Origin of the sequence: Pseudomonas sp. PDM03 (genome assembly GCF_014852385.1) — a bacterium.
GTDB classification, from domain to species: Bacteria; Pseudomonadota; Gammaproteobacteria; order Pseudomonadales; family Pseudomonadaceae; genus Aquipseudomonas; species Aquipseudomonas migulae.
Genome location: NZ_JACVBM010000001.1, coordinates 595196 through 608186 on the forward strand (window position 1 = coordinate 595196; position 12991 = coordinate 608186).

The 12991-nt window shown below is 59.1% G+C and carries 9 protein-coding genes; 3 read left to right on the forward strand and 6 right to left on the reverse strand.

Going from position 1 to position 12991, the window contains the following annotated elements; all coding sequences use genetic code 11:
• Nucleotides 1-146: 146 nt before the first annotated feature.
• From IB254_RS02905 to IB254_RS02930, 6 genes are all read right to left on the reverse strand, one after another.
• Entirely contained in the window at nt 147-1568 is a 1422-nt protein-coding gene (locus IB254_RS02905) for an efflux transporter outer membrane subunit (RefSeq protein WP_192416325.1), read from the reverse strand.
• Nucleotides 1565-4744 carry an efflux RND transporter permease subunit gene (locus IB254_RS02910; RefSeq protein WP_192416326.1) on the reverse strand — a complete coding sequence of 1060 codons (3180 nt, stop codon included), beginning with the start codon at nt 4742-4744 and terminating at the stop codon, nt 1565-1567. The genes IB254_RS02905 and IB254_RS02910 overlap by 4 nt, the downstream gene beginning before the upstream one ends.
• Before the next feature lie 15 nt (nt 4745-4759).
• Nucleotides 4760-6013 (reverse strand): multidrug efflux RND transporter periplasmic adaptor subunit MexE, encoded by a 1254-nt coding sequence (gene mexE / locus IB254_RS02915; RefSeq protein ID WP_008026285.1) that lies wholly within the window; start codon nt 6011-6013, stop codon nt 4760-4762.
• 402 nt (nt 6014-6415) lie between these two features.
• Complete coding sequence (locus tag IB254_RS02920; protein WP_192416327.1) at nt 6416-7027, reverse strand: Fic/DOC family protein; 612 nt, start codon at nt 7025-7027, stop codon at nt 6416-6418.
• Nucleotides 7024-7194, reverse strand: coding sequence for a YhfG family protein (locus tag IB254_RS02925; RefSeq protein WP_192416328.1), 171 nt, complete (start codon nt 7192-7194; stop codon nt 7024-7026). The genes IB254_RS02920 and IB254_RS02925 overlap by 4 nt, the downstream gene beginning before the upstream one ends.
• Nucleotides 7195-7281: 87 nt before the next feature.
• On the reverse strand, nt 7282-8199 hold the full coding sequence (locus IB254_RS02930) for a LysR family transcriptional regulator (RefSeq protein ID WP_225602231.1): 918 nt from the start codon (nt 8197-8199) through the stop codon (nt 7282-7284).
• A 269-nt stretch (nt 8200-8468) separates the two neighbouring features.
• Here IB254_RS02930 and IB254_RS02935 point away from each other — a divergent pair, with 269 nt between their 5' ends.
• The 3 genes from IB254_RS02935 (at nt 8469) to IB254_RS02945 (ending at nt 12941) form a co-directional block, all read left to right on the forward strand.
• Nucleotides 8469-9491 carry a zinc-dependent alcohol dehydrogenase family protein gene (locus tag IB254_RS02935; RefSeq protein ID WP_192416329.1) on the forward strand — a complete coding sequence of 341 codons (1023 nt, stop codon included), beginning with the start codon at nt 8469-8471 and terminating at the stop codon, nt 9489-9491.
• A 562-nt stretch (nt 9492-10053) separates the two neighbouring features.
• A complete protein-coding gene (locus IB254_RS02940) occupies nt 10054-11544 on the forward strand; it encodes a hypothetical protein (RefSeq protein WP_192416330.1) in 1491 nt (496 codons plus the stop codon).
• Nucleotides 11541-12941, forward strand: a complete 1401-nt coding sequence (locus IB254_RS02945; protein WP_192416331.1) for a PLP-dependent aminotransferase family protein — start codon at nt 11541-11543, stop codon at nt 12939-12941. The genes IB254_RS02940 and IB254_RS02945 overlap by 4 nt, the downstream gene beginning before the upstream one ends.
• The last annotated feature ends 50 nt before the right edge of the window (nt 12942-12991 follow it).

Consider the following 12991-nt stretch of genomic DNA (forward strand, 5'->3'; position numbering starts at 1 on the left):
TCGCCAGCAAGCCGGCTCCTACAATGGGCCGTGTTGAGGCTGAAAATGATGTAATCCTCAATACCAAAAAAAAGCCCCGCGACCGAATGAGGCGCAGGGCTAAAAAATTGGTTGGTTGCGACCAGCCAAAAGAGCTCTATAACGTGTTACTTGCTGGCGACCGTCTCTGGTTGCCAACCGCCACCCAGGGCCTTGTAAATCGCGACGATGCCGCGATACAGATCGACTTCGGCCTGGGCCTGAGTGTCTTCCGCCGCCAGACGTTCGCGTTGGGCATCGAGCAGGACAAGGAAGTCCGCCGTGCCTTCGCGGTAGCGAATTTCAGCGAGGTCGGCTGCCGCGCGGCTTGACTCACTCTGACGAATCAGCGAAATCAGACGTTGCTGGCGTTTGCCGTAATCACTGAAGGCGTTTTCCGATTCTTCCAGGGCCAGCAACACTTGCTGTTCGTAAGTCGCCAGAGCGCCTTCGGCATCGGCATCGGCGCCGCGCAAACGAGCGCGCACGCTGCCCAGGTCGAATGCGGCCCAGGTAATGCTTGGGCCAAGTGCCCAGGCGTTGGCCGCCGAGGATCCGATCTGCGAACCACGTCCGGCGGTCCAGCCGAGGAAGCCGCTGAGGCTGACCCGCGGGAACAGATCCGCCTTGGCCACGCCGATACGCGCCGTGGCCGAAGCCAGTTTGCGCTCGGCGCTGAGAACGTCCGGACGACGTTGCAGCAGTTCGCCCGGATCACCGATCGGCAGCGCCTTGGCAATCGCCGGCAAGTCTTTCGGGCTCAAGTCGACGGTCAGTTTGTCCGGACGTTCACCCAACAAGGTGGCGATACGGTTTTTCTGCCGAACCTGTTCGGCCTGCAATTGCGGCACGCTGGCTTCGACAGACGCCAGGCGTGCGTCGGCGCGGACCACATCGAGCTGATCACCGACGCCGGCATCGCGCAGGCTTTCGGTGATCTTGCGCGACTCCTGCTGGTTGTTCAGGTTGGCCAGGGCAATTTTTTCCCGCAGTTGCGCACCGCGCAGCTGACCGTAGGCGTCCACCAGTTCGGCAATCATGGTGACTTGCAGTTGGTACAGATCGGCTTCGGCCGCTTGCTGCTCGGCCTCGCTGGATTCCAGGTTGCGCTGGATGCGACCGAACAGGTCCAGTTCCCAGGCCATGTCCAGACCCAGGTCATAGCGTTCGCTATTGACCCGCTTGGTGGTCTGCCCCGGAATCTGGCCTTTGCCCAGATCGCTGCTGACGCGGCTGGTGATGGTCGGCATGGCGTCATTGCTGGCGTCATCGCGGATCGCCCGGGCCGACTTCCAGCGAGCGAAGGCGACGCGCAAGTCACGGTTGCCTTGCAGCGATTGAGTCACCAACTGGTTGAGGGTCGGGTCTTCAAACTGCTGCCACCAGATGCCTTCGAAACGCGAGCGGTCGAAGTTTTTCTGACCGGCAGCGCCATCGGTGGCGGTGGTGATGTTCGCCGGTTCGGTGGCCGGGGTCTTGTAGTCCGGGCCGACGGCACAGGCACTCAGGGCCAGTACCAGCAGGCTCGGCAGGAAGGCTTTCAGGCTCATTGTTGCGCCTCCAGTTTCAGGGCTTTGGCCGCTTTGCGCTGCTCGCCGCGTTCCACGAAATTACGGATCAACACGTAGAACACTGGCGTCAGCAACAGACCGAAGAAGGTCACCCCGAGCATCCCGGAGAACACCGCCACACCCATGGCGTGACGCATTTCGGCACCGGCACCGCTGGAGAACACCAGTGGCACCACACCCATGATGAACGCGAAGGAGGTCATCAGGATCGGCCGCAGACGCAGGCGGCAAGCTTCAAGCACCGCAGCCAGCGGGTTCATGCCTTCTTCCTGTTTGTCCTTGGCAAACTCGACGATCAGAATCGCGTTCTTGCAGGCAAGTCCCACCAGTACGATCAAGCCGATCTGGGTGAAGATGTTGTTGTCGCCTCCCGAAGCAATCACACCGGTGATGGCTGACAGCAGGGTCATCGGTACGATCAGGATTACCGCCAGTGGCAGGCTCCAGCTTTCGTACTGTGCTGCGAGTACCAGGAACGCCAGCAATACGCAGAGCGGGAACACGAACAGTGCGGTGTTGCCGGACAGAATCTGCTGGTAGGTCAGGTCGGTCCATTCGTAGGTCATGCCGTTCGGAAGTTCTTCCTTGAGCAGTTTCTCGATGGCTTGTTCGGCCTGGCCGGAGCTGTAGCCTGGGGCTGCCGCACCGTTGATTTCAGCGGTGATGAAGCCGTTGTAGTGCATGACGCGGTCCGGGCCCGAGGTGTCGCTGACCTTGATGAAGGTCGCCAGCGGGATCATCTCGCCTTTGTTGTTACGCACTTTCAGCTGACCGATCTGGTCCGGTTCGAGGCGGAACTGCTGCTCGGCCTGGACGTTGACCTGATAAGTGCGGCCGAAGCGGTTGAAGTCGTTGGCATACAGCGAACCCAGGTAGATCTGCAGGGTGTCGAAGATGTCGCTGACGGCCACGCCATGAGTCTTGGCTTTTTCCCGGTCGATGGCGGCATCGACTTGCGGCACGTTCACCGTGTAGCTGGTGAACAGGCCTGCCAGTTCCGGCACGCCGTGGCTCTTGGTGATGATGTTCATGGTTTCTTTGTACAGCTCGTCGTAGCCCAGGTTGCCCCGGTCTTCGATCTGCAGGCGGAAACCACCGATGGTGCCAAGGCCTTGTACCGGCGGCGGCGGGAAGATCGCCATGTAGGCTTCCTGAATCCCGGCGAACTGGCCGTTCAATGCACCGGCAATCGCACCGGCGGACATGCTCGGGTCTTTACGCTCGTCGAACGGTTTCAGGGTCACGAACACGATGCCGGCGTTAGGGCTGTTGGTGAAACCGTTGATGGACAGGCCCGGGAACGCTACCGCACTTTCTACGCCAGGCTGTTTCAGGGCCAGGTCGGACATGCGTTTGATCACGTCTTCGGTACGGTCCAGGCTGGAAGCGTCCGGCAGTTGCGCGAAAGCCACCAGGTATTGCTTGTCCTGGCCGGGTACGAAACCGGTCGGGGTGTGGGCGAAACCGAAGAAGGTCAGCACCATCAGGCCTGCGTACAACAGCAGGGCAATACCGCTGCTGCGGATAACCCGGGCTACGGTGCCGACATAGCCATGGCTGGCGCGTTCGAAGAACCGGTTGAACGGACGGAACAGCCAGCCGCCCAATAGTTTATCGAGCACTTTGGTAAAGCGATCTTTCGGCGCACTGTGGCTCTTGAGCAGCACGGCGGCCAGTGCAGGGGACAGTGTCAGCGAGTTGAACGCCGAGATCACGGTCGAGATGGCAATGGTCAGGGCAAACTGTTTGTAGAACTGGCCGGTGAGTCCGGAAATGAACGCCGCCGGGATAAATACCGCACACAGCACCAGCGCCGTCGCGATGATCGGCCCGGTCACCTCTCGCATGGCTTTCTTGGTGGCTTCTACGGGCGTTTCTCCCAGCTCGATGTGCCTTTCCACGTTCTCCACCACCACGATGGCGTCGTCCACCACGATACCGATGGCCAATACCAGGCCGAACAGTGACAAGGCGTTCAGCGAGAAGCCGAACAGGTGCATCACCGCAAACGTACCGATCAGCGAAACCGGCACCGCCACCAGCGGAATGATCGAGGCACGCCAGGTTTGCAGGAACAGGATCACGACCAGAACCACGAGGATCAGTGCTTCGAAAAGGGTGTGAACCACCGCTTCGATGGAACCGCGCACGAAGATCGTCGGGTCATAAACGATGCTGAAGTCCATGCCTTCCGGGAAGTTCTTCTTCAGCTCGGCCATTTTCTCCCGAACGTCGTTGGAAATCTGGATCGCGTTGGAGCCAGGGCGCTGGAAGATCGGGATCGCCACCGCCGGCTGGTTGTTCAGCAAGGAACGCAGGGCGTATTGGCTGGAACCCAGCTCGACGCGCGCGATGTCTTTCAGACGGGTGATTTCACCGTTGTCGCCGGAGCGAATGATGATGTTCTCGAACTCTTCTTCGGAAACCAGACGACCCTGAGTGTTGACCGACAGCTGGAACGCGGTGGCATTCGGCGCAGGCGGGGCACCCAAGGCACCGGCAGCGACTTGACGGTTTTGTTCGCGGATCGCGGTTACCACATCGGTCGCGGTCAGATTGCGCGAAGCGGTTTTGTTCGGATCGAGCCATACCCGCAACGAGTAGTCGCCCATACCAAACAGCTGCACGTCACCGACACCGCCCAGACGCGCCAGCTCATCCTTGATGTTGAGCAAGGCGTAGTTGGACAGGTAGAGCATGTCGTAGCGTTTGTCCGGCGAGGTCAAGTGCACGACCATGGTCAGGTCGGGCGATGCCTTGTCCACGGTGATACCGATGCGCGTCACTTCTTCTGGAAGTTTCGGCTCGGTCCGGGTCACGCGGTTCTGTACCTGCACCTGGGCGTTGTCCAGGTCAGTGCCCAGCGCGAAGGTGATGGTCAGGGTGATCTTGCCGTCAGCGGTGGACTGCGAGGACATGTACAACATGTTCTCGACGCCGGTGATGGCTTGCTCCAGAGGAGCGGCCACGGTTTCACCGATGACTTTTGGGTTGGCACCTGGGAAGTTGGCACGGACCACAACGGTCGGCGGCACGACTTCCGGGTATTCGCTGATCGGCAACTGGAACAGCGAGATGGCACCGGCGATCAGGATCAGCAGCGACAGTACCGCTGCAAAGATCGGCCGTGAAATGAAGAATTGGGAAAAATTCATCGGAGTCGTTATCCCTTAACCGCGTGGGGTTGCAGCAGCCAGTTTCACAACCGAACCCGGCGCGACCTTGGCAGGTGCGACTTGGGGCAGGTTGCTGGCTTCCAGCGCTTGTCGTTGTTGTGCGAGTGCCGCGAGGGTTTGCTCGCTGGCCATCGGGATCACTTCAGGGGTGACTGGCGAACCGGGACGTACCCGTTGCAGGCCCTTGACGATGATCGTGTCGTCCTTGTTCAGGCCGTTGCGCACGATGCGCAGCCCTTCGATTTTCGGACCCAGCTCAACCGCGCGGTAGGCGGTTTTGTTGTCGGCATCCATCACCAGCACGAACTTTTTACCGAGGTCGGTACCGACCGCTTCATCGTTGATCAACACGGCGGAGTAGGTGCCGCTGCCGACCAGTTTCAGACGCGCATAAAGGCCCGGGGTGTAAGCGCCGTCGCTGTTGTCGAACACGGCGCGGCCACGGATGGTGCCGGTTTTCGGGTTGACCTGGTTGTCGACGAAGTTCATCACGCCCTGGTGCGGGTTGCCGTCTTCGTTGGACAGGCCGAGGTAAACCGGAGTGGTTGCACCACGTTTGCCCTGGCGAGCGAGTTGGGTGTATTTGAGGAACACACGCTCGTCAGCGTCGAAGTAGGCGTAGACCTTGTCGGTGGACACGACGCTGGTCAGCGCGGTGGTATCGGCGGTCACCAGGTTGCCGGCGGTGATTTCGGCACGGCTGACACGGCCGCTGATCGGTGCGGTGACGCGGGTGAAGCTCAGGTTCAGTTTCGCCAGGTCCAGTTGTGCCTGGAGGGCACCGACCGCAGCGCGGGCTTCTTGTGCGGCACTCGTGCGCGAATCGGCCAGCTCGGCGGAAATCGCGTTGCTGGTACGCAGACGCTCACCGCGCTGGGCTTCGTTTTCGCTGCGGGTCGCATTGGCGCGCGACTGAGCGACCAGCGCTTCGAGACGGCGGACCTCGGCCTGGAAGGGACGCGGGTCGATCTGGAACAGCAAGTCGCCTTTCTTGACCAGCGCGCCTTCGGTGAAGGCAACGTCATCGATCTGACCGGAGACCCGTGGACGAATCTCTACCGTTTCCGGCGCTTCAAGGCGCCCGGTAAATTCGTCCCACTCATTGACCGGTTGTTCCAGCACCTTGGCGACGCTGACTTTCGCCGCAGGCATGGTCGCGGCAGACTCCGGAGCCTTGCCGCAAGCGCTCATCACCACTACGGCCAGCAGGGCCAACGGGAAGCGCAAATGTTTGAGTGACTGTTCCATGGATGCATCCGCCAATGTATTGAGATGGGCGGATGATGCTCGGCGGGGGTGGTATCGCACGAATCGAATGAAGCGAAGGTAACTATCATTCGGAATGATATAAGCGCCGGGCGAGCCCTCTAGCATGCACCTCGGGTTGGAGCGCGATCAATGTGTTTGACGGCAATTCTGTGTTGCGGGGAATGCAAGGAATCGGCGTGAGACCGAGTCGCTCCCTTCGCGGGCAAGTCGGATCGCCGCACCGCTCGCTCCTACAGGAATACGCAACCGCCTGTAGGAGCGAGGCTTGCCCGCGAAGAGGCCATCAGCCCCAACAAAAATCAGAACCAAGCCAGACTGTCCGGATCGTTGTGAGCACAAACGACAAGGCGTTGAGAAAGAGCGCTCCTTTTTACACCGATCTTAAAAGTCCACCTCTTCAATTTCCGATCCGATGCATCGGTCGAATATCGTGGCCAGCGGCTTGTCATCACCAAAGTAAGAGGCAATACACGCGTCGATCCATTCCTGACGATCAGCCATCCCCCAATCAATCGAATAGCCAGCATTGAAGATGATGCATTCGAACAGGAAGCGTTGGGTCCGGCCATTACCTTCTCTGAAGGGATACGCAACGTTCAGGGTGCCGTAGGACTCGGCGATAGATGAGACGAGCAGGTCGCGGGGGTATCCCTCGAACCAACCCGTTTTGGCAATCCTTGAAAACTCCTTTTCTACTTCCGTTTCAATAAACTCGGGACTACAGAACCTTGTGGCGCCTTTGCTGATCCCTAGCGTCCGGATTTCGCCAGCCCAGCCATAAACTTCATCAAACAAGGTGCGGTGCACTTGTTTCAAGGTGTCGAGGCTGTAGGGAGGCGGGATGAACTCCATCCGCGCCGAAGCAATCTCATTGAGGTAGCGTTCAGCTTCCTCGAGGTCGTCGGCATCACGCAGGTCAAGCAGATTTATCAGGACGTCCGTATCCGGATAGCAATCCGGGGCTTGATCGGTACCGTACTTGTTGTCGCTCAAGCTTTGACATTCCGGACTGCTTTGAGAGCCGCCTCTCGAGTGGGCAGGGTGATCTCGCCGTCGCCAGGAGACGGCACGAAGCCTTCCAAGCGTAGGCTAGCTGCGAAGTTGGCTTTACGGTGCTTGGCGAACCAGGCTTTCTTGGTCTGCAAACTCAGCTTTTCCATATTCGGCGTCCTGATATCGATGTCTGGCAATTATAGCTGACCGAGTCCCTTGATAGGGACTGATGGTCCAGCATCACATAGCCCCGGTTACACCAGGCTATCCGGATCCCCGAAGAACATCTGAATCCGCGACCTCAACCAGCGCTCACCCGGATCATTGTCCTGCGACCCACGCCAGGCCATGTGCAATTCAAAGCTGCGCACCGGCAACGGTGGATCTTCCGCCCGCACACCGCCTGCTGCCGTCAACGCGTCAGCTGTGTAATCCGGCACCGTCGCAACGATATCCGTTCCGCTGAGGAGCGTGCTGAGTCCGTTGAATTGCGGCACCGCGAGTACCACGTGACGTTTGCGTCCGAGTTTTTCCAGTTCCTCGTCGATAAAGCCGCTCAAGTCACCGGCGAACGACACCAGCGCATGGGGGCGGGCGCAGAAATCATCCAGGCTCAACGGGCCCGGCACTGTATCGGCACGCAACAGTTTGGGCATGCTGCGGCGCAGCACTTTACGCTTGGCGTTGGCCGGCAGGTCGGCGGTGTAGCTGACGCCGATTGAAATCTCGCCCGAGGCCAGCAGGCTCGGCATCAGGATGTAGTTGGCCCGCCGGACTACCAGCACAATCCCGGGCGATTCGGCGCGCAGACGCTTGAGCAGCATCGGTAACAAAGCGAACTCGACATCGTCCGACAGGCCGATGCGGAACACCGCCGTACTGGTCGCCGGGTCGAACTCTGCTGCGCGGCTGACAGCCGTTGAAATCGAATCCAGGGCCGGGGAGAGCAGGGCGAAGATCTCCACCGCCCGCGCGGACGGTTCCATGCTGCGCCCGGTTCGCACGAACAATGGATCATCGAACAGCCCGCGCAGGCGCGAGAGCGCCGCACTGATCGCCGGCTGGCCGAGGAACAATTTCTCCGCAGCGCGGGTCACACTGCGTTCGTGCATCAGTGTTTCGAAAACGATCAACAGGTTCAGGTCGACACGACGCAGGTCATTACGATTCATCTGGAGTCCTGGCAGAGTCATCAAGCTTGACGGGAGCAGCCATATGAGAACAATGGCCGGCATGAATATTACGGGGAAAGGCTGCTACTCTGCACCGAGTAATTCAGTTTTCCTACAAAGGCTGCTTCGGTTTCTTACGACATTTGAAGATGTCGCCGGCGCTGCGGAATCAATGACAGGCATGTCGACTATTAATAGCCACTGATGGTCTTGGGTAGAAAGCCCAGATAGAGTTCAGGGCATTAGAGGTTTCTTTGACGAGGTTTGCGATGTCCCGCACGATCCGTTTTCACAAGTTTGGTCCAGCCGAGGTGCTCAAATGCGAAGAGCATGCGGCCGCTCTCCCTGCACCGGGCGAAGTGCAGGTGCGCGTCGAGGCGATTGGCATCAGCTGGTACGACATACTCTGGCGCCAGAACCTGGCGTCCTCCCATGCTCGCTTGCCTTCAGGCCTTGGCCATGAAATGTCCGGCGTCGTGACGGCGGTTGGCGATGGCGTCGATGACCTGGCGGTTGGCGACAAGGTCGCCAGTTTCCCGGCTGAAAGTCCGAACGACTATCCTGTCTATGGCGAGCAAATCGTTCTGCCGCGCTCGGCACTGACCCGTTATCCGGACGTGCTGAGCCCGATTGAAGCGGCGGTGCATTACACGCCGCTGTTGATTGCTTACTTTGGTTATGCCGATCTGGCACGGGTCAAGCCTGGGCAATTTGCCCTGGTGACTGACGCGAGCCACTGTGCCGGGCCTTCATTCGTCCAATTGGGTAAAGCCTTGGGTGTACGGGTGATTGCCGCCACGAAAACGGCCGAAGAGCGTGAATACCTGCTGTCGCTGGGTGCCGAGAAAGTCATCGTCACCGAGGAAGAAGATCTGCTCATGCGGATCAACAAGATCACCGATAACCGCGGTGTCGATGTGGTGTTCGATGGCCTGGGTGGCCCGCAGATGTCGCTGCTCGGCGATGTGCTCGCGCCTCGCGGCAGCCTGGTGCTGTATGGCCTGCAAGGGGGTAACCAGACGCCATTCCCGGCCTGCGCAGCGTTCCAGAAGAACATTCAGTTCTTTGTACACTGCATCGGCAATTTCACCGGCAAGCCGGAGTTGGGCATCATTCAGGACCAGGTCGCACTGCAACGGGCCTTGCGCGACATCAACCAGATGACCGCCGATCGCGTGCTGTTGCCGCTCAAGACTCGGGTCTTCCCGTTTTCCGAGTTTGTCGAAGCACACCGCTACATGGACGAATGCCCATGCCGCGAGCGGGTCGCCCTTCAGATCGAACCTGCGTAACAGCCCCTGAAAAAGTCCGTGCCTGCACGGACTTTTTTATTACCCCTCGCAAAACATGAGACGTCTCATCGATCTGTCGATGGGTCAGTTCAGCAACTGAACTGGTTTTTGCTCTCGATCTGTATCTTCTAATCAGCATCTAAGCCTTGATAATTGAATGATTACTTTCATCTCAAGGAATGAGTCATGTCTGGGTGTCAGGCTGATACTTTTCAACGCACATCGTTAATAGATATCCGACCAACAGTAATTCTTTGCGCAGCTTTCAAAAAGACATGTGCGGCTTCTATCTTTATTTCTTGTACTACCTATATGTGGGACGTTGTCGGACATTTCCTAGGATGTTCTGTTAAGTCGCCAGATGCCGGTGGTGCTGGGCTTTTGCGCCATCCGGCTTCGGCGTATGCAGCGTCGGCGATCAACCATTTCAAATAATTACCAAAAGTATAAGTGCTAGCCTTTGACAATAATGTCCAGCACTTTATCCGTGTCAGACAATCCGCTGTGCAGTGCATATCGCTGTTTATGCAGTACTGAACTTACGAGCATCAGGTAAATAAAGATGACCCATATCCATGACCAGGCGATGAACTATGTCTATCAGCAAATGCTGCAACGCTTGCTGAGTTTTTTCTCTCGGGCCGAACGCACGGCATTGCAACTCATGATTCAGCGTCTGGTGGTCGCCGCGGGGGGCATGGAGCGCATTGGCGATTACAAGGTGCTGGCGATCCAGTCCGGCTCGCGGGACAGTTGCTACACCCTGGCGCTGCTGCGCGCCGCACAACTGAGCATTGCCGGCCGGGCGCCTGCCACGTTCCAGCTGCGCGTGGCCTCCCTGCGCATGAACGGTGCCAGCTCGATGGCTCAGGAAAACATCCATCGCAGCTACAGTTCGTTGTTTCTCTACGACGATCCACGGGTCGAAGTATTGATGGTGGATAACCGCGAAGTGTTGCCGTTCAGCCACCCGGCACCGATCTCGGATGCCGGTCGAGAAGCCAATCGGCTCAATGTGCTGATGGTGGGCCACCGTCGAACCTGGAACGGGCCAATCGATCTGTGGGACGACGGCTATCTGGCGACCGGCGAGTTCTATGGGCAGATCGCGCGTTGGGACGGTGGCGTCGATGCCTTGGTCAGCAGTGACACGTCACGTCAGCAAAAGCAGTTTCTCGAAGGCTTGAAGCGGGCGGCGGCCAAGGCCGGGCTCAAGACATCCAGTCCGGTTGAAACAGGCTTCGATGAACTGTTCGCCTTGCTCGATGAGATCGGCAGTGACTGCTATCGCGCGTTTTATGCCGAACAGGGGCAGGCGGCATGGCGGCCGGCCGAGCGCTTCGAGGCCTGTCGCCGTACCACGTTCATCGACATTCAAGACATGCTGGTCAGCAACCTCGAAGAGCGCTGGCCGCTGCTCACCGAGTTTCTCGGTTTTCAACCTGACGAACTGGCAGCTCAGATCAGCGACAACGAATTCGTCAGCCTTTCGATATCCGCACACGTGCGGGGGCTGCAAGCGTGCTTTGTGCACGGTCGCAGCTATGAGGCGGGTGTCGCCGAATACTTGCAACGGGCGTTGGTGATGATGCGCCGCAAGCGACTCCCGGAGCGTTTGTGCGAGCAGGCAGTGGCGGTCTTCGGTAACCCGGCAAGGCTGTCCGAACAGCGTGGGCTGGCTGCGGCCGAGGCGCAAAAAAACCTCGGTCTGAACGAGGCTCAGCTGGTGTGCCTGCTCTTTGCACCCTTTGTCGAAAACGGTGCTGCCCTTGAGCGCTTTCTGCGTCAGTGTCATCCCGGAATGCTGGTGGCGATGCCTGATTTGCACCGGGCAATGCAGGGCAATCCGGTGTCGGAGCAGATTCTGCAATGGATGGTCGACGTCAGCGGGTTACCCGTCGGCCTGCTTGGCACACTTTACCGGATGGGGCCTGTGCCGGGGGCCGAGGGCAGGGTGGCTGACCCGGATGCTGATGGCGTGGACCTGCCATCGGAAGGCGCCAACTTTGGCGATGATGCCGCGGTGGCGGGTGAAGGGTCAGCGGGACATTGAAAGGACCACGCGAGACCGACTTTGCTTATCAGGCGGTGTACCGGTACCTGACGCACCTGATCAATGAACCGGTCAGCGACACGCGCGTGCGCCTGCCGTCGTTGCGTCAGTTGGCGGATCGTTTGAGCGTGTCGATCTCGACGATTCAGTACGCGTATTCGTTGCTGGAGAAAGAAGGGCGCGTGTATTCAGTCGCCAAGTCCGGCTATTACGCGTTGCCGGTGTCCGCCATCAATGCGCCCGGCAATGACAATGACCTGCTCGAAAGCGTTTATTTCAGTGCCAGGTGCCCGGGCATGCTGGTGTTGAGCGCCGATGAGCCAGCATTGTTGCAGCCCCTCGACAGTCCGTTATTGCTGCTGGAACGGGAACTGCTGCGTCAGTATCCGCGCCAGCCGCAACCGCCTTCGCAGCCCTGCGGCGAACTGGAACTGCGTACCGCCCTGGCGGCGCGTTACACCACAACGCCGATACGCTGCTGGCATGCCGATGACGTTTACATTGGCGCCGACTTGCGCGGCGTCCTGGAAATACTGATCGCCGTGTTGAGCCTCAAAGACGCCGCGGTGATCCTTGAGTCTCCGTGTGACTGGGCGATTCTGCGCTTGCTCCAGGCCGCCGATGTCCAGGTGATTGAGTTGCCTCTGCAAACCGATGGCGGGCTAGATGTCGAACGGCTCAAGGAGCTGCTGGAGACCCACCCGGTGCGGTTGGTCGTGCTGTCATCCGCTTTGAACATGCCGCGAGGTAGCCTCGCAACTGACGACAATCGGCGAGCCATTGCGCAGCTCCTCGAACAGCATGGCAGCTGGGTGCTGGAAAACGATTGCTACGGCGAACTCGAATTCGAACCGGGCGGCTTGCGGTTTCGTGATCTGCTCGACCCTGACCGGCTGATCGTGTTTTCCACGTTCGAGAAAATCATCGGCCCGGAAGCGCCCTACGGCTTTCTGTTGTCGCGGCATTTCAGTGCCGAATTGCAGCGGCACTTTTTACTGCGTGCCTTTCGCCTGTCGCCGATTCGCCAGAAAGCCATCGCCCGTTTGTACGGTAACGGACGGATCGACCAGCACCTTCATGTGCTGCGCAGGTTGCTCAAGGACCGCAAGGTGCAGATGACTCAGTTGTTGCAGGAACGCCTGGGCGACGCCTTGCATTTTGTCGAGCCTCAGGGAGGGGCAACGATTTGGGTGCGCTCCCTGCGTCAGGTTGATGTGCGGCGGGTGTTTCAGCGCCTGCTCAAGCATCAGGTGGTGATTGCACCGGGCGAGTTGTTCAGTTTGCAGGGCCTGCACACGCAGCACTTGCGCCTCAGTCATAGCTTTGGCGGTGATCATGATCTGGCCGCTGCACTGAGTCTGCTCGGCGATGCCTTGCGCCTGGAATCGGTAGACTGAGCATGTCCGCAAAACATCCTTTGCGTCCGTGGATCGATCCCATCGCGTTG